The following is a 25,852-nucleotide window of genomic DNA, read 5'->3' on the forward strand; positions in this document are numbered from 1 at the left end:
GTAGGCATGGCCGTAGCTGCCAATAAGCGCCCTGTAATGACCCTGTTTTCTGGTGCTAACTGTATGTATAGCCATCAAGTACGTATCGTACTTGCTGAAAAAGGTGTAAGTGTTGACATTCACCTGGCTGAAAAGGATAACCTGCCAGAAGCACTTCATGAGATTAACCCTTACGGTACAGTACCAACACTGATCGATCGTGAGCTTGGTTTATATCAGGCAAACATCATCATGGAATACCTTGATGAACGTTTCCCTCATCCTCCACTAATGCCAGTTTATCCGGTTATGCGTGGCCGTAGTCGTCTAATGATGCATCGTATCGATACTGATTGGTATAGCCTAGCTAACAAAATCACTAGCGGTAGCAGCGAAGCTGCGCAAGCACGTAAAGAGCTTACAGAAGCGTTACTTGCAATTGCACCGATCTTCTCTGAAGCTCCTTACTTCATGAGCGAAGAGTTCAGCTTAGTTGATTGTTACTTAGCACCGCTACTTTGGCGTTTACCTGAGCTTGGCATTGAGCTTAATGGTGCTGGCGCTAAAGAGCTTAAAGAATACATGTTACGTTTATTTGAGCGTGAATCATTCCAAGCTTCACTAACTGAAGCTGAGCGTGAGATCCGTTTATAATGACGCCTAATCGTCCTTATTTACTACGCGCCTTCTTTGATTGGATTGTTGATAATCAGTGCACACCACACTTAGTGGTTAACGCTGATTTTCCTGCTGTACAAGTACCAACACAGTTTGTACAAGACGGCCAGATCGTTTTGAACATAAGCCCATCAGCGGTAACACAATTTGCAATGGACAACCAACAACTTAGCTTTAATGCGCGTTTTGGTGGTCAACCAATGCAAGTTTACGTACCAATGGGTGCTGTGCTCGCAATTTATGCACGTGAGAATGGTGAAGGGACTGTATTTACTGCAGAAGAATTCATCGAGGACGAAGACGATTTTACTCCGGTATTAGAAAGTGTTGAAACACCTGACGATATTACGCCAGATGATGAACCACCGACAAAACCAGAGAAGAAAAAAGGTGCTCACTTACGAGTGATTAAGTAACCTTATTCAAATACAAGAAACCCGCTTATTAGCGGGTTTTTTATTATCAATTTACGGTTTGAGATTATAAATATTCAAACACTTTAATAACACGTTCAACGCCTGATACGTTACGTGCTACATCAACCGCTAAATTTGCTTCAGAGTCGCTCACTAAGCCCATTAAAAAGACTTCGCCATTCTCTGTAACTACTTTGATGTTATTACTGCTGATGCTCTCTGTGGTGAGTAATTGGGTTTTAACTTTAGAGGTAAGCCATGAGTCATGAGTTTGTGTGCTTATACCAATATTTGAACCAATGCGAATTTGGTTGTGTATCTTACGAATGCCATCAACGCCTTCGATAGCACGTTGTGCTTCGTCTTTCATTTCTTGATTGGCAACTTGACCAATCATAAGCACAATACCATTAACGCTAATGACGTTAACGTTAGCATATTTATGTAAGCGCTCATTTTCACTGATAGCAATTGAGCTTTTAATTTCGATATTGTTATCGTCGATTTGTGAACCAATTGTGCGGCGATCATTCGCGGCTGTTACAGCACCCGCTGTACCAGCCACGACAGCAGCTGCACAGCCCTGCAGCAATAAAACGGTACCAAATACAATTAAAGACTGTTTAAACATTAATTTTCTTCCTGTGGGAATAGGGTTAAATCGATAAGCTCACTTAGACAGTGTAAGTTGACTAAGTGCGACTCAACAATGCGGCTTGGGCGTTTTGAAGGCACACGAATTTCAACATCATTTGGCCCAAGTAAACCGACTAATTCACCGCCATCATCGCCAACAAGTACAATGACTTTCATATCACGAGTCAGTGCAGCTTCGACTGCTGAGATAATCTGCTTTTCATTACCATTCACCGCAATTGCTAGTAAAAGGTCACCTTGTTGTGCAAATGCTCGAATTTGTCTGGCAAAAGTTTCGTGCTCATCGTTATTTGCCGTTGAGCCTAAGTTAACTTGATCTTGTGCAAGCGCAACTGCTGGAAGACACGGGCGCTCGGTCTCATAAAAGTTAATTAATAACCCTGCCATGTGCTGTGCCAACATATGACAGCTAGGGGTGCCACAGCATAGTAATTTATTGCCGTTAATTAGGCTTTGCGCGATGGTGAACGCTGCTGATTCAAGTGCGCTCGGAAGTACTTCACCTGCAGCTATTTGAACTTGAATATTTTCGGTAAAGATTTTTTTAATCGTTTCTTGCATAACCTACCAAATTAAGCCGACGCCAGAAGGCGTTAGTAAACATTTTTAAACCAGTTAAGGCTGCTATTAAGCTCACCCGTTATAGCGACATAATCTATCCGCATTAACTGATTTGAGATCTTTTTTTCGGCAAGATAATGGCTAATCGTTCGCCTTAATCGTTGCTGTTTTAGCTTGCTGAGCGCGTAGTTTGCGCCGCCACGAAGGGCGTTTTTCCTAAATTTTACTTCTACAAATACCAGTGTTTGCCCGTCGCGCATTATCAGGTCGAGCTCACCGTATTTACAAAAATAATTACGCTCAATGGTCTTTAAGCCATGTTGTATTAAATACTGTTCAGCCTGTTTTTCGTAATACAGGCCTTTTTCGCGGCTATTTTGCCACAATTGCTTAAACCACGACATAGCTTCATCCTTGAGCTGGTAGTATTTTGAAATAACCGTTTATTTAGCAGCGTTAATCCCAACAGCAGATTGCATGAATAGTGGAATTGGTTGCTCTGTTGCTAAATCAACAGCAATAATTTTTTTGTTCTTGTACTGTGCCCAATCTAAAGAGCGTGTTACATAACCATTACTGGCAATGCTTAATTGACCACTAATACCACTAAAGCGTTTGCCTTGTACCATGCTTAACTGCTTTACATCACCCAACATACTGGCTGCATCGAATGCCATTGCGAATAAGCGCTGACTTATATCAGCGTTCTCTGGCCATAAACTATCGTATTGCTGGCGTAAATTATATTGTGCAATTTGACCGTCAAGCATCCAAGGTAGTTCCGTAAAATAAAGGCCATCTAAATCGCCTTTATCGGTTCTATCAATTTGTTTACTGTGGCTTTTTGAGCTGGCATAAAGCGGAATACGATCAGCAAAAGTACTCACGTTAACGTCTAAATATGGTTTAATTAGGCGTGTTTCGGTGGCATCACCTAAAATATAAACTACATCGATATCACTGCGTGAGCGGGTTTCGCTTTCAACTTCTTGTTTAAATAATGATTTTACGACTTTTATGCGCTCTTTACTTTGGTCTACTTCTAATAGGCCTGTAATAGTCTTAGGCATATCGTCTTTGCCAGAATAAAATCCGATTTGTGGTTTAACTTCGCTGTAGCGTTGCCATTGCGCATTGAAGTATTCAACTAAGCGTTGACCGTTACTGTTATTCGGTGCCAAAAGCATAGGTTTTTGATAGCCTGCAGTTAAAAAACGTTCTAAGGCTTGTTGAACTTCATGCTCAGGGTTTAATGCAAAGAAAAAATGCTGCTGAGAAATACGCTCACCATCAAAGGTGTTTAAATGCATTACCGGGTAATCAACAAGCGTTTGCGCGCTAGTCAACTTTTCAATGTTACTTTTTAATAATGGGCCAATAACAAAGTCGGCTTTAAACTCGCTGAGTTTAAGTGCAATTTCTGGAGCAGATAGTGACTCATCAATAAATAATGTTTGTTCTAATGATTGTCCATCAAGGGCCGCGAGAACACCCGCTTTTAAAGCATCACCTAATCGCTCATTGGCACCTGATTGTGGAAGTAATACAGCTAGGCGTTTTACATTTAAAGGCTCAATTTGTACCAGCTCAGTCACTTTTTTTGGAAGCACTTCTGCTGCCGGGTGGCCAGGGTAGCGGCGCAACCAGTTATTCATTGCTTGGTGTAATTCGACCGGCGCACCCAAATACACTTGGTGGTAAAGCGCTAGATTAACCCAACCTTGTTGTACCACAGAACCACGATTAAAGCGTTCGAGTGCGTACGAAGAAAGCTGGGTTAGGCTTTGCCATAAATCTTTATTGAGATTCGCAACGGTAAAGTTGTTTTTGCTGCTAAGTGTTGATGCCTTAAAAAAGTAAGTCATTGCTTGTTTTGGCATGCCTTGCGATGCATAAACACGCGCTGTTAAGTATTGATGCCATGCTTGATGCTCTGGTTGGCTTAACTGTGGCTCAAGTTGTTGTAATTGTGCCAGAGCTAAGTCGCTCTTACCTTGATGCTCTTGAGCTAGTGCAATATAAAGTTTGTTTTGAATTTGGTCTACGCTCGGAGTCGCTTCTAATTCAAGGCAGACCTTTTCTAAAAGTGACCAGCGCTCTTCGCTAATGGCAGCATCTCGTGCAGTGTATAAAAGCTGAATTTTATCAGCACCGTGACGATTTAGTGCCGCTTGGTACATAGATTGTGCGTCGGTTAGTTGTGATTGAGCCATACTCGATTGGCTCGATTGATTTTCTGTATTATTTCGTTGTTTTTCGGTTGTGCTACAAGCCGATAACCCTGACAATACAATTAATAGACTAACAAGTTTAAGTCGCACAATGATTTCCCGATACGTTAACGCGATTTGCTTATATTACTGACTGACGCAGGAGACCTCAATGTTAAATGAGGACAATTCAGATAAAATCGGCACTCTTTACATTGTTGCCACGCCTATTGGTAACTTTGACGACATCAGCCAGCGTGCCATTCAAACCCTATCTGAGGTTGACTTAATAGCCGCTGAAGATACTCGTCACACAGGAAAGTTGTTAAGCCATTTTAATATCAAAGCAAAAACCTTTGCTTTACATGACCATAACGAGAAACAAAAAGCGCAACAAATTGTTGATTGGCTAGAGCAAGGAATGAATATTGCTCTGGTATCTGACGCCGGCACGCCACTTATCAGCGACCCAGGTTATGCGGTAGTCAATTTATGCCGTGAACAGGGCGCGCATGTCACGCCAGTACCGGGGGCATGTGCAGCAATTACCGCTGTATGTTGTTCTGGTTTACCGACAGATCGCTTTCAGTTTATTGGTTTTACACCTGCAAAGAGTAAAGCAAGGCAAACCTTTTTTATCGAAGCGGTAAACTCAGGTATTACTAGTATCATGTATGAAAGTACCCACCGTATTATGGCGAGTCTTGATGATTTAGAGGAAGCACTCGGTACAGAGCAGCCTGTAGTGTTTGCAAAAGAGCTTACTAAAACCTTCGAAACTTTTTTCAATGGCACAGTTGCCGAGCTAAAACAGTTTTTAACGGATGATCCAACTAAGCAGCGCGGCGAAATCGTATTGATGTTACCAGGTAAGGTAAAGCAAAGTGACGATATTCCAGAAGATGCGCGTCGTATGCTAGGTTTGCTTGAAGCTGAAATGCCACTGAAAAAAGCTTGCGGTGTGGTGGCTGAGTATTTTGGTTTGAAGAAAAACGCACTTTATAAAGCAATTATTGACGAAAAAGACTAATTCTTTACTGCATAGACGTGCGCGCTCAGGTATACTGCGCGCCGAGTCAGCCGAGATAATCGCTGCCTGCAACGAAAATGCGCAGGGGGAGGAAAGTCCGGGCTCCACAGGGCAGGGTGCCAGCTAACGGCTGGGGGGCGCGAGCCTACGACAAGTGCAGCAGAGAGGAGACCGCCAACTTCGGTTGGTAAGGGTGAAAGGGTGCGGTAAGAGCGCACCGGGCCACTGGTAACAGTTGGTTGCAAGGTAAACTCCACCCGGAGCAAGACCAAATAGGGTTCCTTATGGCGTGGCCCACGTTGGAACCGGGTAGGTTGCTTGAGCCATAGAGCAATTTATGGCCTAGACGAATGATTATCCACGACAGAACCCGGCTTATTGGCTGACTCACCAAATTATACAAGAGCCTCGGTATTTACCGAGGCTTTTTGTTTTTAGGGTGGAGAAAATCCACTCCGCGCATATAAAACAGCGGCTTATTGGCTGACTCACCAAATATTATAAAAGCCTCGCAGCAATGCGGGGCTTTTTCTTTCTATATCTTTACGTAATTAAGAAAAACCACTCCGCTCATACAAAAAGTGGTTTACTGGCTTTGAATAAGAGTATTAAAGGGAGAGTGTGACGAGTTTTCACTGTTTAGTTTATGGCTACTGCGGAGTAACCATTATGTGTAGTAGTGAAATTTATCATTATTGTTAAACCACCAAATTCACCATTTTTAAACTGTGTTTTACCATTAAGAACTGAAACACGTTCAACAATTCCTAACACTCCAAACCCTCCTTTTGAATTAGAATTTGGCTGTGCAGATAAGCCAATACCATTGTCATTAATGATTACTTCAAGCTTATTTTGTAGATAAGTTATATCGATTGAAAACTCTGTGGCCAGAGAATGCTTAACAGCATTGGTTGATGCCTCTTGGCATATACGGAATATAGCTATTTTAAAATCATCATTTAAGTTATCTATCGGTCCACTTATTTTGCATTGATAAGCTATTCCAGCTTCATTTAGGTGCTCAGAGAATAACTCGCTTTTTAATGCTGCTTCTAAACCCAATTCGTCTAATAGACGAGGTCTCAGCCAGTGCATTAACCTATATACCGAGTCATACATATGGCTTGAAACGTTTTGGAGTCGTGTAATTGTCGATGCTAGCTCGTTATGGTTGGCTGTTTTCTTTTCTAATATTGCAATATTTGTTTTTAAAGCTGTTAGGTTTTGACCTATATCATCATGTAATTCTTGTGAAAGCTGGCTTCGCTCAGATTCTTGAACATTGACAACTTTAGAGGCTAAGTTTTGAGTTAGCGTGCTAAGTTCAATTAATTCTTTATTTTGCTCTAATAATGCGGATTTAGACTTATTTAATTCAGTAACAAATGCACTGAGCAAAAGAGCCAGAACGCTGTAACTTATTATGTAAAGTTGCGTAGTCAGGAGTAACTCGGTTTCATTCACACCATAGACGTTAATGAGTAAGGATATAACAGTTACACTTGCATAGCTCATAGCCCCTAAGGCCCCGTATCGATAGCTAAACCATATCAATGGAAATATAGCGAGCATTCGCAAGAGATAAAGTGATTTAGGTTCAAACAAATAAACCCCAATAAAAACAGTGAGGCAAAAACACAGCTGCACTAAGAGAGTACTAACCTCTTTAGTTATGAGTTTATTTAATTGCTGGTAAATTGTTTTAGCATGAAACGCGAAAAGCAACATGATAAGTGTCGTTATGATACCGCCAAGCTGATGAGCTAACATCATTTCAAAACGATCTTCATCAGCAATAAGCCGGTACTTGTTTTGGCTATCACTCGGTAAGATAATGAGCATTGATCGTATAAAGCGATATGAAATTGCAATAAATAATACTGTAACAGCACTTTTAACAGTTTGAATATCTAATCGAACTTTGAAAAGCTTTGCCAGCAGAAGAGGAGTAAGAATCAAAAACTCTCGGCATGCAAAGCTAACAAGCCTATAGAGGGCATCATCAAGAGGAACATCATAAAAATACCAAACATAACTGATTTGTCCTAATGTAAAACCGACTGCTAATGCTGGCCAATAACGCAAAGGAAAAAACAGATAACAAACTACTCTAAAGCCAACCGGAAAGTACCAGCTAACAAAGTCCTCATACACAACATAGTTAAAGGAAAATAAATAAAGACTATTTTCGATAATGGGTGCAATTAAAACGATTAAGCACGATAACAGTACAAACTTTACAATTTCAGTGCGCTTGATGCTTTTAAAGTGAGAAGCAAGAGTACCAAAAGAACTTTTGTTGAAGACTCTATCCATGAGTAAGCATAACCTTTTTATAATATGTAAACTTGCGTCGTATCAAACTGTTGTTTGGCGCTAGGGTTGCACAAAGTATAACGTTGTGTAACTTGGATTTCAGCTTTATTACCAATAAGTTGTAATAAATGCCCTTTAGCAATATCAGACATATTACGCTTATGCTTCACAATCACTTCACGGCCTAGAGCCCCTTGCAAGCGTGGTTTAGGGAAAGCTGTTTTGGTTACTGGCTTGATATGCTCGCACTGAGTAAAATAATCTAAACATCGCTGTTTGGCTTTATTGATGGTTTCATCGTTACTTTTAATTATGTCTACATTTTTGATGAAATGAACAAAAGCGGCATTACGTGAAGTAAAGTTAGCTGCAACATCCGTTAAGGCTTTCGCTTCTGGCCATTTTCGCATTACTACGTATTTATTTTTACCTGTTTTGACTAGGTTAGTAGACCCTTTTGTCATTTTACTTGTCCACTCAATACGATAATTTGACTCACCTATGTAATGTAGTAATACGGTGATGTTTTGAAAGTGGCTTGTTTCCCCTGCGAATTTATTCATGGCTATTTCCTTATCATTTAGGGTTAGTTTACTAGGAGGGCATCAAAAAAATTATTTCCACTTTTCTTAGGCTTATAAGAATTTTTCTTACCTGAGTGCGTTTTTACCGCGTTATAATGGGGATTAATCAATACATGGAGTTGTTATGAAATTTGCGCTTATTGACGATCATCAAATGGTAAGAGAAGGTTTTAAGGCTCTTATCGAAGAAGAAGACCCTGATTGGCAAGTTTCTTTTGAAGCTAGTAGCTACAGTGAGTGTCTACACAAAATAGATGATATTGATATCGATTGCTTCGTTATCGACATTTCTCTGCCAGATAGAAATGGGTTAGAAGTCGCTCAACTAATTGGCAAGAAGTTACCAAGTGCTAGGCGTATCATTTTGAGTATGTATGAGGAAAAGTCTTACATTCAAAGAGCGTTAGACTTAGGTGTTGATGCTTATCTATCGAAACGAGATGCAGCTGAAGAGCTAATAACTGCAATACATTCTATCGTTAAAAACCAACTATTTTTAAGCCCATCAATTAACACGCATTTCTTGAAACCTCAAAAAACTGACAATGTATTAAACAAGCTTACGCGAAGAGAGTTAGAAGTTTTTAAGCTACTTGCGCAGGGCTTTAATGCGAAACAAATTTCACAAGTGATTGATATAATGCCTAAAACGGCTCATGTTCATCGTGCTAGCATTATGAGCAAACTGAACTTAACTTCGCAAATTCAAATTACTAAACTAGCTCTTGAAAAAGGGGTAATTCTTATTGATGACATAGGGTAAATCCATCCCCGTTTTGTATGCTGTTTATCAATTGCTTAAGTTATCAAAAACGGAAATTTCTAGTTTGAACGCTATATTTTCTGAATCGTTGTGATTATTGATCTCGGACAAGGTTGCTGCGTTGACTCTGTTTGTTACAGTGATACAGTGAAATTGAACTTAAATTCTAGCCAAAGGAGTTGCCCATGCTAGGCGAAAAACACTCGTTATTGAACGAATTCCCGGAGTTTAATGAATTAATCCATAATCTTGCTAAAAATGATGCTCACTTCAAGAAAACCATGCAGCGTTATGATGAGATGGATAAAGAAATTCGTGAGCTTGAATTGCAAAATTCGCCAATTGAAGATGCGGATATGCATGAAAAGAAACACCAACGCGCCGCGCTAAAAGATGAACTTTATGACTTTTTAAAAGCCAACACTTAACAATTTAAAAAGCTAATGCCCCTACCAATTGCATACTCATAGTAGGGGCTTTTTATTTTCTGTTTTTACTACTCAATCGTAGTTAATCGCAATATCCCTTTACTCAATCAAGGTTATGGTAGTCTTAGCGCGATTTTTTCAGGCAACAATAGAATAGTGCTTTGCACTGACTAGGATTAACATGATTAAAAAAAATATTATTACTACTTCATTAGCACTAATGGGTGTTGTCGCTGTAGGTAGCGCATACGCTGATGAAGGGCAGTGGCAACCGCATCAATTAAAACAATTACAAAGCGAGTTTGACCGCGTTGGTATCGAATTACCGGCTTCACAAGTGGCAGATCTCAACCAATACCCACTCAATGCAGTGGTTGGTTTAGGTTATTGCTCTGCGTCATTTGTGTCACCAAAAGGCTTGGCGGTAACTAATCATCACTGTGCTTATGGCGCGATTCAAAATAACAGCACACCAGAAAACAACTTAATTGAAAAAGGCTTTTTAGCAGCTGACTTATCAAAAGAGCTACCTGCAGGCCCACAAGAGCGTTTGTATGTAACAGAACAAGTGGATGATGTCACTGAGCGCGTACTGGGTAACTTACCCGCAGAACTACACGGCAAAGCGCGTTATGAGGCGATTCAAGCGAACCGCAAGGCGTTGATCAGCGAGTGTGAATCAGATCCTAACTACCGTTGTACGGTTCGAGATTTTCACCATGGCTTAGAGTACTTCATGATCAAGCAACTAATGATCAAAGATGTGCGCTTAGTTTATGCCCCAGCAGAAGCATTGGGTAATTTTGGTGGTGACATCGATAACTTTGAATACCCACGTCATACAGCTGATTTTACGTTTGTACGTGGCTATGTCGGTAAAGATGGTAAACCTGCAGATTACAGCGAAGATAACGTACCTTATAAGCCAAAGTCGTTCTTAAAAGTGAATGCGAGCGGCGTAAGCTTAGGGGATGGTGTGTTGGTGGCAGGTTATCCGGGTCGTACAAGCCGCTATAAACTAGCAGACGAAGTAAATTATTCAGCGAGTTGGTATTACCCGACACTGCTTAATACTTACAACATGACCCTTGATGTGATTGCCAAGCAGAGTGAAGGCGATGAGCAAGCACAGGTAAAATATGCCTCTCGTGTAAAAAGCACCAACAACCGTTTAAAGAAACTTGAAGGTTTACAAGACGGTTTTAAAGTAACGGATATTCCGGGAATTAAAGCTGCGCAAGAGCAAGAATACCTAGCTTGGTTTGCACAAAGTGCTGAACGTAAAGCCTATGCAGAATCATATCACGCATTAAAGTCATTATTAGTTGAAGCACATGCTCAGCAACAAAGTCACTTTTACTTTGATTATGCAAAACGAGCAGACTTACTAAGCACTGCAATTCGTTTATACCGCTTAGCAAAAGAGAGCAAAAAACCTAATGCAGAGCGTGAAATGGGTTACCAAGAGCGCGATCTTCCTATGCTTAAAGCCCGTTTAGAGCGTTTACAAAAGCAGTTTACGCCTGAGGTCGATAAAGCCTTATGGTTAAGCTACTTAGGTAACTATTTAGCACAAGACAAAGCTGCGCAAGTAGCGGCATTAAACAATGGCTTAGGTATCACAGACACTACAACACAAGCCGAACTTGAAGCGATTATTGCTGACTTCTATGCTGAAACAGAGCTTGCAGATGCCGCAACGCGTGTTAGCTGGATAGGTAAATCAGTAGCCGAATTTGAAGCATCAAATGACCCATTCATTAAGTTAGCTGTTGCGCTATACGATACCAATATGGCACAAGAGGCTGACGAAAAAGAAATGGCCGGTCGTTTAGCTGAAATTCGTCCGCAGTATATGCAAGCAGTCATCGCCTTTAATAATGCTAAAGGTAAGCCAGTTTACCCAGATGCAAATGGCACATTACGTGTAAGTTACGCACAAGTTGATGGTTATCCAGCAGCAGATGCAGTGTATAAAACGCCATTTACATCACTGCGTGGCTTAGTGGCTAAACACACTGGCGAAAAACCGTTTGTTGTTACAGACAAAGTGCTTGAAGCATATAAAAAGCAAGCGTTTGGCGCGTACTACCGTGGAGACTTAGGTCTACCTGGTGTAAGTTGTAGCTTATTCAGCTTTGGTTGTGAGCCAGAGGCGGCTAAACCTCTTGAACTAAACTCAGTGCCGGTAAACTTTTTAAGTAGCGCGGATACCACCGGTGGTAACTCAGGTTCGCCAGTGATGAATGGTAAAGGTGAATTAGTGGGTCTTAATTTTGACTCTACTTATGAATCAATCACCAAAGATTGGTACTTTAATGCGAAGATCACCCGTGCGATCCACGTTGATATTCGATACATGCTTTGGTTAATGGAAGAAGTTGATAACGCAGGTTACCTACTTGATGAAATGACCCTAGTTAAATAGCCCCGCTATTTTGAAAATAACCGCAGCAATCGCTGCGGTTTTTTTATGTCTTTAATTTATGCCAATCTAACGTTTTTAATTTGTTTATTTTCAATACTTTTGTAATGTACAAAATAGATACTTTTATTTGGGAAACATAATGAGCGCCAAACAAATAATAAAAGCCATTTCAGTGAGTGTTGTGGCAATAACGGCAAGCTTTAATGCCAGTGCAACGAATACTGAAGCAATGTGGCCGGGCACAGCTTACGAAAAGCAAATACCGACATTTAAACAAGTACTAGGGTACGACGTAGGTGAGCGCATCACTAATTACAGCGATATGCGCCGTTATCTTAGCGCCCTTGAACAGGCTGCGCCTGATCGTATTAAAGTGTTTAAGTACGCAAACAGCTGGGAAGGTCGCGAGCTGGTTTATGCGGTGGTTGGAACCGCTGAGCATATTCGTTCATTAGAAACCCTTGCGAATGACACACAAGCTTTGGCTGATCCGCGTATTACCTCTGAAAAAGAAGCGAAGTCGCTAATAAAAAATTTACCGACTTCAGTTTGGCTTCAATATGCAGTGCACGGTAATGAAATTAGCTCAACCGATGCTGCATTATTTACTGCGTATCACTTATTAGCTGCTCCTAATGATGCCGTTAACAGCAAAATTTTAGACAACACCGTGGTCTTTATCGACCCATTGCAAAACCCAGATGGTCGTGAGCGCTTTGTTACACGTTACTATGCAAGCGTCGGTCTTGAGCACAGTGCTGATAGGTTAAGTGCAGAACATAATGAGCCGTGGCCAAGAGGCCGAACAAATCATTATTTGTTTGATATGAATCGTGATTGGTTAGCGCTTACTCAGCCTGAAAGTAAGGGAAGAGTGGCAGCAATCAATAAATATAAACCACAAGTGGTGGTGGATATTCATGAAATGGGCGGCGATCAATCTTACTACTTTGCACCAGCTGCTCAACCATTTAACCCGCATATGACGAAAACTCAAATCGCCAACATGGATGCAATTGGTCAAAATCATGCGAAGTATTTTGATGAATTTGGTTTTGATTATTTTACCCGAGAAATTTTTGACGCCTTTTATCCTGGCTACGGCGATAGCTGGCCAGTATTTTATGGTGCGTCTGCATCAACCTACGAAGTCGGCTCAGCCAGAGGTCATGTATTTGAGAAAAACACTGGTGAGCTGCTCACTTATTTTAATACTGTAAAACGTCAATTTGTGGCCTCAATCTCGACCGCCGAAGGTGCAGCCAATCAACGCGAAAAATTACTGGGTGACTTTTATCAATATCAAGTTGATGCAATTGATTCGGGTAAAGATAGCAAAGAGCGTGTTTATATTTTACCTAAGCAAAGTAACCGTGAAGGAGCTCATAGGTTAGCAACCTTAATGGCTGAACATGGTGTTGAAGTTAAACAAGCAACCGAAGATTTCAAAGCTTGTGGCGTTAAGTATAAAGCGGGTAGCTACTTTATTGATACCGCCCAGCCACGTGGGGTATTTGTACGCACCACATTTACAGACCAAGTAGATATGGCTGAGGCATTTGTAAAAGAGCAAGAAAGACGCCGTGCTCGTAACCTGAGTGATGAAATTTACGATGTCACAGGTTGGTCACTGCCGATGATGTTTAATGTTGATAGCGATAGTTGTGGTCGCGCTGTTAGCGCAGACAGTAAAGCAGTTAAGGCCGACGACACATTGCTTGGTAAAGTGAATAACCCAGATGCCTCAGTGGCTTATATTGTTGCCTGGGGCGATACGGCCGCAGCACGATTTTTAACAGCGGCACTACAAGCTGGCATTAAACTGAAAAGTGCTGACCAAGCATTTGTATTAGGTGATAAAACTAACTACCCAGCGGGAAGCTTAGTAATCGAGAAGCGCCTAAACGAAAAGGACTTACTAACTAAAATTAGCCAAATTGCTGAGCAAACTGGTGCAATTGTTGATGGTGTGGATTCAAGCTGGGTGATTGAAGGCCCAAGCTTTGGTAGTAACAAAATAGTGCCTATGGTGGCACCAAAAGTGGCGATTGCATGGGATGCCGCTACTCGTGAGCTAAGCGCCGGTAACACTCGTTTTGTTATCGAAAGACAGCTTGGCTACCCAGTAACCGCGATTCGTACGCCAATGCTTGCATGGGCTGATTTAAGTGATTACCAAGTGCTTATTTTACCAGAAGGTAATTACGAGCAAGCATTAGGTAAATCTGGCGCAGCTAATTTAAAAAGCTGGGTTGAAGCGGGCGGCGTGTTGATTGCTTTAGGTAATGCAAACCGTTTTACCACCAATGTTGATTACGGCTTATTAGATGTGAAGCGAGAGCAAGCTTACCGAGAAGATAAAGCCGATAGCAGCGATAATAAAAGCAGCAAAGTGGCAGGACAGTTATTCACTTCTCGTGATGATTTGAAAGCGGCAAGCATCGAGTCACACACATCGCCAGACTATGTAGCCGGTGTACTTGCTAATGTTGAAGTAGATCAAGAGCATTGGTTAACGGCTGGGGTTGATAAAGACCTCGTTGCGGTGGCTTATGGTAATGATATTTACACGCCAATAAAACTTAACTCAGGTAAAAACTTAGCGTGGTTTACAGGTAAAGACGATGTGCTGGCAAGTGGTTACCTTTGGCAGCAAAATAAAGCGCAGCTTGCATATAAACCATTGCTTGTGCATCAACCTCAAGGCAAAGGCATGGTGATTGGCTTTACACAATCACCAACCTATCGTGCCTACCTTGAAGGCATGAATGTACTTTTAACTAACACGATTTTCCGTGCTGCAGCGCATGCTCAGTAATTACTAAGCACAATAAAGACGGTACCTGCTTAGGTGCCGTTTTTATTAAGGAAGGCATGCTTTTGCTGGCTTGTTTGCATTTAAGTTTAGATCAATGATCAAGCAGCGATCGTTTTCACCATCTGCTAGCTTTTCAAAAATCATAAGGGCTTTGCTAAGACCTATCTGTAGCGTACAAACATCAACGGTTTGTGCTATTTTCCTTACTTTTTTTGGTATACATTGCCCCATTGTATTTAATTGCTGGGCCATGACTTTGTATGCTTTTAGGTGTTTTGTCGGAATGTCCTTAAATGCCAAAGATCCTGCATTTCTGAGTAAATAAAAATCGCGTATAAACTCAAATAGAGTGACTCCTTTTAGCACGCGCTCAGAGTGTCGTGTTAAAGGCTTGTTTATTGGAGTGTCGTATAGTCCTAATAGCTCGTGGAAACTGAATGAGAGTAACAAGTTTCTAAAACTTTCCGGCCATTCCCTTGGTATAAAACGCCAACGCGTAAGGCCAGCGAGGTGGCGCAAAGTAAACTGATGATAGTCTTCACTATCTAGGATATCCGCAAGCCATTTTTCATCTGGAGCATGCTCAGCTAAGTAACTGTATTCTTTTTCATAGGCAGGAAATAGCGCGTCAAAGCCAGCAATAGAATCAAGAAGGACTGTATCAACTTTGGCTTCACTGCCTTTGATGCTGACCAATTTGTACGCCGGACGGTATGCACTTATTGAAGGGGCTTGAATGTTATAAAGGGTATTTTTTGTAGTTTTAATAAAGCTGGTGTCATTCATATGCATATGGCCGCCTATATGCAAACGTAGTCCAGTTTCCGCTAAGGTCGCTTGCGTATTTCTGGTTGGCTCTCTGGTGAGCTGAAAAGCATCGCTGCCATACAGCTCTTTAATCGATGCACTTTGTTGATCGTAAAACTCACCCATCGGAAAATGGCTAAATGCAATAAGCGTTTTATTTTGCTTTTTTGCTGCACTCACAATTTGCTTTATCCAAGTTATTAAATATGGCTTTTCAGTAAGTACTTTATTGTATCCAGCGTTTCCAGAACCTTTGAATGTTAGTTGGTTGTTTTTAAACTCAGGTAAATACACATTTGCATCTATGGCTAAAAGCCACAATCCAGCAACGGGTTCCACTAGATAACTGGTGTCAGGGATCATTACACAGTGTTTTTTATCCTTGCTACACTGTTGATATTGGCGTTCTGACAAGGCTGCATGATCACTTATAAAAGGTGTTTGCCAAAGCAAATCTTGGCTATTAGGCATTAAACCAAAATCAGCCATAGCAGAGACAACTTCCTGATAGCCACCATGAGCAATGCCATCATCGCAAAACAAAGTGTCGGTCTGTGACGTTTTACAGTTTCTATGATCTCGACTAAAAATAGCAACTTCGCGTCCTTCATTGTTCAAAAAGTCAGACTTACCAGCCGCGGTTTTTATTGGTTTAACAGGATCATGGTTTCCTGGAATAGCAAAAAAACGCATGTCGAAGCGTTTTGAGTAATCATTTAATAATGCTTTTAGCCCCTTTAGGTGAGCGGGCTGTCCATCGTCAGTAAAATCTCCGGGCAAAGCGATTAATTTCACACCGCGTTCGGCAATATCATCTAAAGCCGCTATCAGAGCAAAATAGTTTTCATTGAAAAGTCGCGTTGAGTGAAGCTGGGCTTTCATACTCCGAATTGCAACGGGTTTTGTTTGGCTATCCAGTTTTACCCCTTTAAAGCCGCTCTGACTAAAGTCAGCATAGATATCGTGAAAATGAACATCGGGAATAAATGCAATTTGTGTGTTTAGCTCTTTGCCATAGGTTTGAAGCGTAACAAAAAGCAGTGAAAATAGCGTAAATAATCGCATTAAAGTTGCCTTGCTGAAAAAAAATTGGGGCACAAAGGCCCCGATAAAGTATTTAGAAATTGCCGCGTAAGCCCAGTGAGAAGCGACGACCTGAGAACTCATACATAGTTGGGAAAGTCGGAGCAATAGTGTAGCCCGTTGTTTCTTCATCTGTGATATTGATCCCCTCAAGAGTGACTTTAAACATGTCGTTTATTTGATAACCTAGCGAGATATCTGTTTGACCGTAGGCATCGCGGTAAACAGGGTACATATCGCGTTCAATATACTCTACGTATTTGTCTTTATAGTTGTATGAGATACGAGCATCAAAGCTGTCATTTTCGTAGTAAAAAGTAACATTATAGGTTTCGTCAGCTAAGCCCTCAGGTGGTGTTGGAATTGCTAAATCAGAGGCACCTGTAAGTGAGTTATCAAGCGTCGTATAGTTAGCGTTAATACCGAACCCCTGTAACATTGGGTGAAAACGTGCAAATGGAATTTGTGCAATGAACTCGATACCACTTACATCATATGAACCATCCGCATTTACTTTTTGATAAACATCAAAGTCGTAAACACCATCAACAGTACCATTGTCATTATATTTAGTTACATCATTAACAACACCTGTTAGAGATTCACGCACTACGCCTTCAATTTCTTTTTCGAAATATGAAACAGCAAGTAAACCACCTTCTTCTAAATACCACTCTAGCCCGGTTTCCCATTGATCTGCATATGTTGGTTTTAAATCAGGGTTACCATCGCGGTATTTAAATTCACTTAAACTCACAGTACGTTTATAAGCAATATCAGTTAGTGCTGGTCGGATAAATGTTTCTGATGCTGCCGCGCGGAATAATAAGTTTTCAGTTAGCTCTAAGCTAAAGTTAATGCTAGGTAGAGTTTCTTTATAGTTACCTTCTTTTGAGATAGGTGTTGGCGTATAGTTTGTGCTGCCATCATCAGCTTGCACTTGATGATACCCTGAAGAGTCAACATCGGTATCAATGTAACGAACACCAGTATTTAAAGTGGCTGGTAAGGTGCCAATTTCAAATGCAAAGTCAGCCATCATATAAATAGCGGTGGTTTTTTCTGATACTTCGTAGAATTGATCTGGTTCGTAGTCAACGCCGAAACCATCGTAACGTAATTCATTACGTGCATAACTATTTGAAATTTGACTCCAGTCTTGTTTAGACGATACGTCAGATAGGTACTCACCACCGGACACTAAATCTGAAATCGTATGTATTTCGCTATCAGCTAAGGTACGTGTGCCTACCCAAGATGAATCACCCGAGGTAGGGCCTGTGATTCTATTACTTCCATAATTACGTTGTTTAGATTTATCAGTATAACGCGCACCAAACTGAACTTTTGACAATGCAGGTAAGAAACCTAGTTGGAAATGGCGGCTGAAATCGAGTTGAGCTGCATATTTATCATCTGAGATATCTTCTAGATTTACTTCATAGTAATCAAATGTATAAGCTTCAGGAGAATTATACATATCGAATGTGTCGGGATTATCGCTGGCAATGGTTTCACCGCCTGATGATGTGTAACGAGTACGAGTTGGGCGATAAGCAGTGTGCTTTAAGTTAGTTGTTTCTGCTAACTTATCTGCACCACTGTAGCCAACGACACCGTAAACTTCCCAGTCACCTATCATCCAATCAAGGGTTAAGCTAAATTGCTGGTAGTCTGTATCGCTACTATTTTCTTTACTTAAAAACTCATGCTGGGTTGCGGCATAGTTAACATCAGTTAAAACGGTAATACCATAATCTGCAAGGGTGGTGTTATCGTAATCGTTTATTTTTTCTAATGCACTGATACTTGAGGCCGAATAAGCTGCAGCATCATACTGGTCTTCATGATTATCAAAGTTGCCCAGTAGTGCATCAAAAGTGAGGCTAAATTCACTGCTTGGTTTGTATTGTAGTGATAAAGTTGCGCCCCATTTTTCTTGTTCAGTTAAGAAAGCTCTGTCGCCGACTTTATTTATAAACACAACGCGGCTGGTTTCATCTTTGTTGAAGCGATCATTTATAGTGATCCCCGTATCGCGCTCTAAAACGTCAACAGTTTGGTCTGATTGCCATTGTGATGAACCTGATTTTTCTGTCCAACGTGACAGAGGACGAAAATCAATACCAGAGTTACTATCTGTTCTATTTGTACGCTCTGAATAAGCGAATGAAGCAAGCGCGCCCCAATAACCAAAGGTATTACTCGCTAAAAACGCAAACTTAGGATCGCTTTGTTCAGAGATATCGTTATATGCGCCTTCAACCGATGCCACTACTTGACGACCATCATAGTCAAATGGGCGAGCAGTCGTAATTGCAACAGAGCCTGCAATGCCGCCTTCTTCATCTGCAGCTGTTGGCGATTTTTTAACGGTGACACTTTGAATAATTTCTGACGCAAACATATCAAATTCAACATCACGGCCACCACTGCCAGAGGCTGTCGCAAGGTTGTTAATAGAAACAAAGGTAAATTCAGACGGTAAGCTACGTACATTTACTTTTTGACCGAGCCCTTTATTACGCTCAATCGTAACACCCGGCATACGCTGTAAAGCTTCTGCTAAGTTTTGTTCTGGGAAATCTGCGATATCAGACGCGACAATTGAATCTGAGAAGCCAATATTAGTGCGTTTTAAATCAATCGCTTTTTCTAAGCTTTTTATGTAGCTGCCAGTGACAACAATTTCTTCCATTGGCTCTGGGTTTTCTTCTGCGTAAGTGGGAGCAATTAATAATGAGCCAACAGCAAGCGCTAAAGGTGATAATGAAAATGCACGGTAAGTCATGAGGGTTAATTCCTGTTAAATGCAATATTTGGTTTAAATTCGCCTCTAAAGACGCTGCATTAACAAAGAAGGGGACCTATTTTTTAATGAAGCTTTCATGACACTTTTAAGTCGATAGTTACTTAAAACTGTCACCAAATGATCATCAAACTGCTGTCCCCTTTAGGCTAGCATTTACGTCATACTCAGATAAATAAGCTAGCCTTTAACTTAAATATGTCTTTACCTTCAATGACTAACGGCTTTGATAATAAGATCACAGAGCAAAGCAGAACACTTTTACAATGCTTCATAGCAAATCAAGACGCTTTAAAAGGCTTTTTTTGCAAAGCAGTGGCAGAGCGTGCTGATGCGGATGATTTATTTCAGAAGCTACTTCTCAAGGCACTTAGATCAGAACACCTAGACGTGATAGATAATCCGCTCGCATATGGTTATCGGATGGCTCAGCACTTGATAATAGATCACCACCGTGAGCAGAAAAAAACACCAGAAAGTTTAGAGCATGAGCCTCATTGTGAGGCGTTATCGCTTGAGTCCGCACTTGAATATGAGCAACGTATTGAACTTTATCAGCGCGTTTTGTCGCAAATGCCGGCATTGCGCAGAGATGTGTTTATTCGCCGCCGTATTAAAGGCCAAACACGAGCTGAGATTGCAAGTAGTTTGGGGATCTCAGAAGAAGCAGTTAAAAAACATATTTCACGGGCAATGGATATGCTGAAAAATGCCATGGCTGAGTATTTTTTAGTACATGAATGTCCCCGTCATGACAGTTAATCCGTCATATTAGTATTACCAGCAATTGAGACAACGATGAATTCTTCACACCAACATGATTATGAATCTGATAATGCGCTAGAAAAGGCTATTTGGGACGACCCTGCATTATTAGCCGCGCTTGAGCTGGTGGATGCACAACAGAATGAACAACTCGAACAAGCTAAAAAACGCCGTCGTTTAGCGCAGTATTCTTGGGGGGGCGGTGCTGTAGCAGCATGCTTTGCTATTTTAATGTGGACTTTCATGCCATCAAATGAACAGACGCCCATATCTTCTTCTGATTTTGTAGCTGTTCAGCAATTTGCTAGTGATAAAGCACAACAAGTGAATTTGTCTGATGGTACACAGGTCGCAATGAACGTGAATACGCAACTTGAATTCAGTGAAAATAGACATGCTCGAAAAGCAATCTTAGCAAATGGCGAAGCATATTTTTCTGTACATCGTGATGAATCGCGCCCTTTCACAATTGATACGGGCAATGCCACGATCGAAGTTCTTGGTACGGCTTTTAATGTGGACAAAACATTGCGAGAAACATTAGTTGATGTTTTTCATGGTAAAGTTTCAGTAACCAGTTTAGATGGAACGCAGCACGTTGAATTAGTGAAAGGGCAGCGTGCCCGAGTAAGTGATTCTACAATACAGGTCTTGCAATTTAATGCCTCACAACCTGATTGGCAGCAAGGATGGTTGGACTTAGATAACGTGTCTATCAATGATGCATTATTTCAGTTAAATCGTTATAGCGAAAAACCTGTGATATTAAGTAATGTACCAAGTGATATACATGTAAGTGGTCGCTTTGCTGTTGACGACATTCTTGGTGCTGCAAAGCTCATAGCTCAGCTAAATGCACTTGATGTAAACCAATACCCAGATAGTATTGAGCTAAGTCAAAAGGCTGAAAACTGACATGATGTTGTCATAAACCTTTCATTGAAAATAGGCACAATGTTTTCCTCTAGTAATGAGGATGCAAATTAATGGGGCGTATTTTCTGCTTTGCTTTGATGCTGATTGGTGTGTATGCCAAGCAGCTATATGCTGCACAAAGCACCCTAAAAGCAGCGCTTAATGCACTGGCTGAGCAGTACCAAGTTGCAATTATTTATCCAGACAACCTAGTAAGTTCAGTTATCTTAAACTCAGCTACGTTATCTGAAACAGTTAGTCTAGAGGCAAGCCTTGATGCCTTGTTGCTAAAACATGACTTTATTTGGCAACAAACATCATCGGGCATTATTATTTCTAAGCCAAGCCAGACACAACATCATTCACTGCCACAGCCCTTCATAGAGGAGGTGACTGTGAAAGGTGATAAAAACAATCAGGCTTCTTCTTTGGTTTATGCTCGTGATTATCAACAAAGTGCCGATTACGCGCAGCAGCAAAAACAAAACTATATTGGCGAAGCTGACTTTGCTAACGGCACAATGCTTTCTCTTCTACCAGCTGAAAATTTGGCTGAAGCACTGCAAGCAATTCCTGGGGTTAGTATTTCAAGGGATCGCGGAGAAGCACTTAACATTAATGCGATGGGACTAGGCCCTGAGTATCAATTAACCTTGTTAAATGGACACAGATTAGCAAATACTGAAAACGTTCGTAACTCGAATCAATATGGTCAGCAGTATCGTTTTGATACATTCAGCGCCGAACTTTTTTCCAATATTGCCGTATATAAACTCGCTGATGCAAGGTTACCTAGCGGAGCAGCTGGAGCGACAGTCAACTTAATAAGTGATGATCCGCTTTCATTTGATGATGATCATCTAAAAGTAACCTTAACCAGTGCAGCCCTTGCAGGTGAGCGTAACTTTCAACCAAGCTTTGGTTTAATCGCCAATACTATTTCAGCTGACAGTAAGTTAGCTGCTGTCGTTAAGTTTAATTACGAAAACCGCTTACAAAGGCAATTTCAATTTGAAACGTGGCATTGGGGGAATAATGGTGGGGCTCCAGCAGCATATCAGTGGCAAGGGCTTGAAAATAATAGCTTAGTTCCCACTGATACGTTAGCACTTACAATCGAGCATGAAGACAGAACTCGTGCAAGTTATTACACAAATATTGCTTGGCAGCCGAGTCAGCGATTTGAATTAAATACACTTTGGCTTCGTTCAGACACCGATTTTACCTACGATGAGCACCGGCTCTCAATTAATCCATCAAGTGATGATGCAACAGCCATACTAAGTGAACATCAAAACAGTATTCAAACTGTGCAATTTAATGCGGCAAAAAGTAAATCTTCACGCGAAGAGTCAGGGCTTTACTACCATACTCAAACCTTACAAATATTGCCTACATGGTACGCAAAAGATGGTAGCCATTGGCAAATAAGTCCGTTTTACAGCCACAGTAAATCGTTAAGTGAAACACAAACCCCAATTACCCGAACTCATGTTGAATTAAAAGCTGTACCTGCAGAGGTTTCTATTTCTGGAAAACATCTGGGCTACTATGAGTTGGACAGTAATTTAGCGCTTGTTGATAGTTACTCACAGTTATCACAATTAAGCCGCCGCCAGATTGAAGTAAATGATGAAGTAACAGAATGGGGGATAGATAGCACTTGGCAAATATCATCCATTTGGGGGTTGTCGAGTTTACAGTTTGGCGCAGTAAAGTCTACGCACTCTCATCAGTATCTTCGCCAAGATGTAAGTTTATCGCAAATACAGTTAACTGATTTACCAGCGCTTGATGGCCGTTGGTTAGAGCCATTAAATACGGAATTTCAAGCCGATTTTCTGTCACAGCCTACGCAAGCTTGGCTGATCCCAAAGCGTGACCTTTTACAGTTGTATGATATTGACCTACCATTTGCTGATCGGCAAGCCAATGATTACTTAAATAGTTATGAAACTGAATTTACTGCCTATGAAAGCTATATCCACAGCGTATGGCAAATATCAGAACTTAAAAACTTAACGACCGCTTTTGGACTCAGGCACAGCTATGTAAAAAGTAAAACATTAGGGCATCAGCTCAATGAAAGCGGCCAACTAGAAAAGCTTTCTGAGCAGGTTAACATTTCTACTTGGTTACCTTCTTTGAATTTCAAATGGCAGTTGTCTGAGAAATGGCTTGCTCGCTTAGGTTATAGCCGTGCAATGAATCGGCCTAACTATTCTGATTTAAATCCAAAACTACATGTTAATTCTGGCGGTTTACCCTATGCCGAATTAGGAAACCCAGCTTTAGAACCTGTAGTAGCAAACTCCACTAGCCTATCTTTTAGTTGGTCAGGTGAAGAAAGTAGTTTGCAATTGATGGCATTTAATCATCAGCTCGATAACTTTATTGTTGAACAAATCAAAAACGTAACCTATCAACAGCAGCAATACCCAGCTTTACAAGCCAATAATGATGGACAAGCAGCAATTAGTGGGCTGCAATTTAGTACTGATTTGAAACTACCTGTGTTATCAAATTCTCTACTGCAAAGTCGAATGATATCGAGTGTTAGTCAGTTATTGGACGCCAAATTAACGGCGGAGCAAATCGACAACACAGATATTGAAGGGGTATCTGAATTAACTGCAAATCTGCGCTTACTGTTTAACGCAAAGCAATGGCAAAGTGCTGTTAATCTTAATTACCGGAGTGATTTTTTAGAGCAGCGAGACTTATCGAATAATGCAGATGTTTATGTCGATAATTTTACAAGTGTAGACCTAAGTTACAGTTGGTTTTTCTCTGATTTGGTTGCGTTGCGATTTGATATTTTTAATGCCACAGATAAGAGCCTAGTTAGAGAGGTACAAACAAAGGACGCCTCATCACTTATGAAAGTAGAACAATTTGGTCGCCGCTTTGTACTGAGTCTTTCATTAACTCTATAAATGATCATCAAAGTATCATCATATGAATGAATAACATTGTGAATTAATAAAAAAGCCCGCAGGGCAAAGGGCGGGCTTTTTAGTATTCCAAGGAGAGAAAGTGTTAAGACACAATCCCCAGCGGCTTGCCTGTTTGCCAAGCGCCACGGGTAAAGTCTGGAATTGTTTTGCTGTTACTTCTATCAGCAACCGATGCCATACTTTGCGGGAAGATTGATGACCATGCTGCAGCATCGTATACATCTTGATCAAGTGGCTCATTATTGCGCAAGCAGTAGATCATGCGCCAAAGCATAATGAAGTCCATACCGCCGTGACCACCGTTACGAACCGCTTCTTCACCCATGCGTTTCCAAAGTGGATGATCAAACTCGGCACGCCACTTTTCCATATCTTGATCCCAGCTATGGAAATTTTGCATATGTGGCTTACGACCTTGCGAGCCGGCTTTTTCCCACGCAGCGAGCTCTGCTTCATATTGCTGTTGATAAATTTTCGCGATAGCTGGTGGCACATCTTCAAGGGCAATACGATTAGGGAAACCTGCAAATGTACCATTAGTACCTTGAATTAGGTTATGGCGGCTATACGGACGAGGGCTAGTGGTATCGTGCTGAACCATAATGCTACGACCTTTCACTGTTTTAATAATGCTGGTGTTCATGTCGCCAGCAGTAAATTTAAGTGAACGACGTTCGTGGCCTGCAGGGAATTCACGTTCTGCGTACGCTGCGCGGCCAAGAGCAGGAGAGCTGACTGATGTAACAAAGTCAAAGCGGTCACCACGGTTGATGTTCATATACTGAGAAACCGGGCCTAAACCATGAGTTGGGTATAAGTTACCGTTTACTTTCGTATGCCAGTAAGTGCGCCAAGAGCCGGTGCTACGGTCGATTTCTTTCATCTGCCAACGCAGGTCATGAATATAAGCGGCTTCACCATGTAGTAACTCGCCAAATACGCCTTTTCGAACCATGTTTAATACCATTAACTCGTCGCGACCGTAGTTAACGTTTTCCATCATCATACAGTTCTTTTGTGTGCGTTCAGCAGTGTTCACTAGTTGCCAGCATTCTTCCATTGTGGTGGCTGCGGGTACTTCAACAAAGGCATGTTTACCACTTTCCATGGTCTCAACACTCATTGGTGTGTGCCATTTCCAAGGTGTTGAAATGATCACAATGTCGATGTCATCGCGAGCAAGCATGTCTAAATAGGCTTTATCAGAACCCGTATAAGCAGTTGGTTTAGGTAAGCCTTTTTCAACAACATAGTTAACAGATTTATCAAGCATTAGCTGATCTGTATCGCAAATAGCTTTAATTTCAACACCTTCAATATGGCAAAGGTGTTTTACATGGCCGCTACCACGTTGACCAACTCCGATAAAACCAACACGTACCACATCCATTGCTGGCACAGCTAAGCCCATTACGCTTTTACCTTGTGCAGCAAGTGGGGTGCTTTGATTATCACCTTGTTGGCTTTTCGCACAGCCAGTCACGACTGTCGCGGCGGTAATGGCTGCGGCAGATTTTAAAAAACTACGTCTATCTATTGTCATAACGATACCTAAATCACTGAGATTATTTTAATAGTGGGTTTCAGTTATTTCTGTTATATCGCAACTCAAAGTTAATTACAATTAAATGCTTTCAAAATCTTT

Annotated in this window: 19 protein-coding genes and 1 other RNA gene; 11 read left to right on the plus strand and 9 right to left on the minus strand. The window is 41.2% G+C overall.

From position 1 onward, the window contains the following. The first annotated feature begins 6 nt into the window (after window positions 1-6). Complete coding sequence (sspA, locus tag J3455_RS07360; protein WP_054554181.1) at window positions 7-633, plus strand: stringent starvation protein SspA; 627 nt, start codon at window positions 7-9, stop codon at window positions 631-633. After that, on the plus strand, window positions 633-1,073 hold the full coding sequence (locus J3455_RS07365) for a ClpXP protease specificity-enhancing factor (protein ID WP_130050513.1): 441 nt from the start codon (window positions 633-635) through the stop codon (window positions 1,071-1,073). Before sspA ends, J3455_RS07365 begins: the two co-directional genes overlap by 1 nt. 64 nt (window positions 1,074-1,137) lie before the next feature. On the opposite strand, the gene dolP is transcribed toward J3455_RS07365, so the two are convergent. Genes dolP through J3455_RS07385 form a run of 4 tightly spaced genes read right to left on the minus strand, consistent with a single transcriptional unit; the run spans window position 1,138 to window position 4,612 of the window. Continuing rightward, the gene (gene dolP / locus J3455_RS07370; protein ID WP_130050514.1) at window positions 1,138-1,704 is read right to left on the minus strand and encodes a division/outer membrane stress-associated lipid-binding lipoprotein; all 567 of its coding nucleotides are present in this window, start codon (window positions 1,702-1,704) and stop codon (window positions 1,138-1,140) included. Continuing rightward, on the minus strand, window positions 1,704-2,291 hold the full coding sequence (locus tag J3455_RS07375; RefSeq protein WP_130050515.1) for an SIS domain-containing protein: 588 nt from the start codon (window positions 2,289-2,291) through the stop codon (window positions 1,704-1,706). Before J3455_RS07375 ends, dolP begins: the two co-directional genes overlap by 1 nt. 32 nt (window positions 2,292-2,323) lie before the next feature. After that, window positions 2,324-2,695: a YraN family protein gene (locus tag J3455_RS07380; protein ID WP_130050516.1), complete on the minus strand. Its 372-nt coding sequence runs from the start codon at window positions 2,693-2,695 to the stop codon at window positions 2,324-2,326. Window positions 2,696-2,734: 39 nt separating this feature from the next. Then, window positions 2,735-4,612 carry a penicillin-binding protein activator gene (locus J3455_RS07385; protein WP_349561439.1) on the minus strand — a complete coding sequence of 626 codons (1,878 nt, stop codon included), beginning with the start codon at window positions 4,610-4,612 and terminating at the stop codon, window positions 2,735-2,737. A 61-nt stretch (window positions 4,613-4,673) separates the two neighbouring features. On the opposite strand from J3455_RS07385, the gene rsmI reads away from it, so the two are divergent. Both rsmI and rnpB read left to right on the plus strand, forming a co-directional pair. Continuing rightward, complete coding sequence (rsmI, locus tag J3455_RS07390) at window positions 4,674-5,531, plus strand: 16S rRNA (cytidine(1402)-2'-O)-methyltransferase (RefSeq protein WP_167658643.1); 858 nt, start codon at window positions 4,674-4,676, stop codon at window positions 5,529-5,531. A gap of 42 nt (window positions 5,532-5,573) precedes the next feature. Next, window positions 5,574-5,925: RNase P RNA component class A (gene rnpB, locus J3455_RS07395), an RNA gene on the plus strand. A 245-nt stretch (window positions 5,926-6,170) separates the two neighbouring features. Here the strand turns inward: rnpB and J3455_RS07400 are convergent. After that, on the minus strand, window positions 6,171-7,850 hold the full coding sequence (locus J3455_RS07400; RefSeq protein ID WP_349561440.1) for an MASE1 domain-containing protein: 1,680 nt from the start codon (window positions 7,848-7,850) through the stop codon (window positions 6,171-6,173). 17 nt (window positions 7,851-7,867) lie between these two features. After that, on the minus strand, window positions 7,868-8,413 hold the full coding sequence (locus tag J3455_RS07405; RefSeq protein WP_130050519.1) for a hypothetical protein: 546 nt from the start codon (window positions 8,411-8,413) through the stop codon (window positions 7,868-7,870). A 145-nt stretch (window positions 8,414-8,558) separates the two neighbouring features. Here J3455_RS07405 and J3455_RS07410 point away from each other — a divergent pair, with 145 nt between their 5' ends. The 4 genes from J3455_RS07410 (at window position 8,559) to J3455_RS07425 (ending at window position 14,871) form a co-directional block, all read left to right on the plus strand. Continuing rightward, window positions 8,559-9,197 carry a response regulator transcription factor gene (locus tag J3455_RS07410; protein ID WP_130050520.1) on the plus strand — a complete coding sequence of 213 codons (639 nt, stop codon included), beginning with the start codon at window positions 8,559-8,561 and terminating at the stop codon, window positions 9,195-9,197. 185 nt (window positions 9,198-9,382) lie between these two features. Then, a complete protein-coding gene (locus tag J3455_RS07415; RefSeq protein ID WP_130050521.1) occupies window positions 9,383-9,625 on the plus strand; it encodes an HP1242/YdcH family protein in 243 nt (80 codons plus the stop codon). Window positions 9,626-9,806: 181 nt separating this feature from the next. Then, entirely contained in the window at window positions 9,807-12,053 is a 2,247-nt protein-coding gene (locus tag J3455_RS07420; RefSeq protein ID WP_349561442.1) for a S46 family peptidase, read from the plus strand. 139 nt (window positions 12,054-12,192) lie between these two features. Beyond that, on the plus strand, window positions 12,193-14,871 hold the full coding sequence (locus J3455_RS07425) for a M14 family metallopeptidase (protein WP_349561444.1): 2,679 nt from the start codon (window positions 12,193-12,195) through the stop codon (window positions 14,869-14,871). 45 nt (window positions 14,872-14,916) lie between these two features. Here J3455_RS07425 and J3455_RS07430 read toward each other — a convergent pair whose 3' ends face one another. Both J3455_RS07430 and J3455_RS07435 read right to left on the minus strand, forming a co-directional pair. Next, window positions 14,917-16,743, minus strand: a complete 1,827-nt coding sequence (locus J3455_RS07430) for a metallophosphoesterase family protein (protein WP_349561445.1) — start codon at window positions 16,741-16,743, stop codon at window positions 14,917-14,919. A gap of 52 nt (window positions 16,744-16,795) precedes the next feature. After that, window positions 16,796-19,552: a TonB-dependent receptor gene (locus J3455_RS07435; protein WP_349561447.1), complete on the minus strand. Its 2,757-nt coding sequence runs from the start codon at window positions 19,550-19,552 to the stop codon at window positions 16,796-16,798. A gap of 216 nt (window positions 19,553-19,768) precedes the next feature. Here J3455_RS07435 and J3455_RS07440 point away from each other — a divergent pair, with 216 nt between their 5' ends. From J3455_RS07440 to J3455_RS07450, 3 genes are all read left to right on the plus strand, one after another. Continuing rightward, complete coding sequence (locus J3455_RS07440) at window positions 19,769-20,332, plus strand: RNA polymerase sigma factor (RefSeq protein WP_135923466.1); 564 nt, start codon at window positions 19,769-19,771, stop codon at window positions 20,330-20,332. Between the two features lie 36 nt (window positions 20,333-20,368). Further along, window positions 20,369-21,250 carry a FecR family protein gene (locus J3455_RS07445; RefSeq protein WP_349561448.1) on the plus strand — a complete coding sequence of 294 codons (882 nt, stop codon included), beginning with the start codon at window positions 20,369-20,371 and terminating at the stop codon, window positions 21,248-21,250. 71 nt (window positions 21,251-21,321) lie between these two features. After that, a complete protein-coding gene (locus J3455_RS07450; protein WP_349561449.1) occupies window positions 21,322-24,186 on the plus strand; it encodes a TonB-dependent receptor in 2,865 nt (954 codons plus the stop codon). Window positions 24,187-24,289: 103 nt separating this feature from the next. On the opposite strand, the gene J3455_RS07455 is transcribed toward J3455_RS07450, so the two are convergent. After that, window positions 24,290-25,750, minus strand: a complete 1,461-nt coding sequence (locus tag J3455_RS07455; RefSeq protein WP_055199196.1) for a Gfo/Idh/MocA family protein — start codon at window positions 25,748-25,750, stop codon at window positions 24,290-24,292. Between the last annotated feature and the right edge of the window lie 102 nt (window positions 25,751-25,852).

The sequence above is a fragment of the Pseudoalteromonas sp. NFXS39 genome, from assembly GCF_040148775.1.
Taxonomy (GTDB): domain Bacteria; phylum Pseudomonadota; class Gammaproteobacteria; order Enterobacterales; family Alteromonadaceae; genus Pseudoalteromonas; species Pseudoalteromonas apostichopi.

Excerpts from the sequence above, each read along its gene's own strand:
- J3455_RS07415 (WP_130050521.1), top strand. The coding sequence starts at position 9,383 with ATGCTAGGCGAAAAACACTCGTTATTGAACGAATTCCCGGAGTTTAAT.
- J3455_RS07435 (WP_349561447.1), bottom strand. The coding sequence starts at position 19,552 with ATGACTTACCGTGCATTTTCATTATCACCTTTAGCGCTTGCTGTTGGC.
- J3455_RS07380 (WP_130050516.1), bottom strand. The coding sequence starts at position 2,695 with ATGTCGTGGTTTAAGCAATTGTGGCAAAATAGCCGCGAAAAAGGCCTG.
- J3455_RS07425 (WP_349561444.1), top strand. The coding sequence starts at position 12,193 with ATGAGCGCCAAACAAATAATAAAAGCCATTTCAGTGAGTGTTGTGGCA.
- J3455_RS07420 (WP_349561442.1), top strand. The coding sequence starts at position 9,807 with ATGATTAAAAAAAATATTATTACTACTTCATTAGCACTAATGGGTGTT.
- J3455_RS07375 (WP_130050515.1), bottom strand. The coding sequence starts at position 2,291 with ATGCAAGAAACGATTAAAAAAATCTTTACCGAAAATATTCAAGTTCAA.
- dolP (WP_130050514.1), bottom strand. The coding sequence starts at position 1,704 with ATGTTTAAACAGTCTTTAATTGTATTTGGTACCGTTTTATTGCTGCAG.
- J3455_RS07430 (WP_349561445.1), bottom strand. The coding sequence starts at position 16,743 with ATGCGATTATTTACGCTATTTTCACTGCTTTTTGTTACGCTTCAAACC.
- sspA (WP_054554181.1), top strand. The coding sequence starts at position 7 with ATGGCCGTAGCTGCCAATAAGCGCCCTGTAATGACCCTGTTTTCTGGT.
- J3455_RS07445 (WP_349561448.1), top strand. The coding sequence starts at position 20,369 with ATGAATTCTTCACACCAACATGATTATGAATCTGATAATGCGCTAGAA.
- J3455_RS07455 (WP_055199196.1), bottom strand. The coding sequence starts at position 25,750 with ATGACAATAGATAGACGTAGTTTTTTAAAATCTGCCGCAGCCATTACC.
- J3455_RS07450 (WP_349561449.1), top strand. The coding sequence starts at position 21,322 with ATGGGGCGTATTTTCTGCTTTGCTTTGATGCTGATTGGTGTGTATGCC.
- J3455_RS07400 (WP_349561440.1), bottom strand. The coding sequence starts at position 7,850 with ATGGATAGAGTCTTCAACAAAAGTTCTTTTGGTACTCTTGCTTCTCAC.
- rsmI (WP_167658643.1), top strand. The coding sequence starts at position 4,674 with ATGTTAAATGAGGACAATTCAGATAAAATCGGCACTCTTTACATTGTT.
- J3455_RS07440 (WP_135923466.1), top strand. The coding sequence starts at position 19,769 with ATGTCTTTACCTTCAATGACTAACGGCTTTGATAATAAGATCACAGAG.
- J3455_RS07410 (WP_130050520.1), top strand. The coding sequence starts at position 8,559 with ATGAAATTTGCGCTTATTGACGATCATCAAATGGTAAGAGAAGGTTTT.
- J3455_RS07405 (WP_130050519.1), bottom strand. The coding sequence starts at position 8,413 with ATGAATAAATTCGCAGGGGAAACAAGCCACTTTCAAAACATCACCGTA.
- J3455_RS07365 (WP_130050513.1), top strand. The coding sequence starts at position 633 with ATGACGCCTAATCGTCCTTATTTACTACGCGCCTTCTTTGATTGGATT.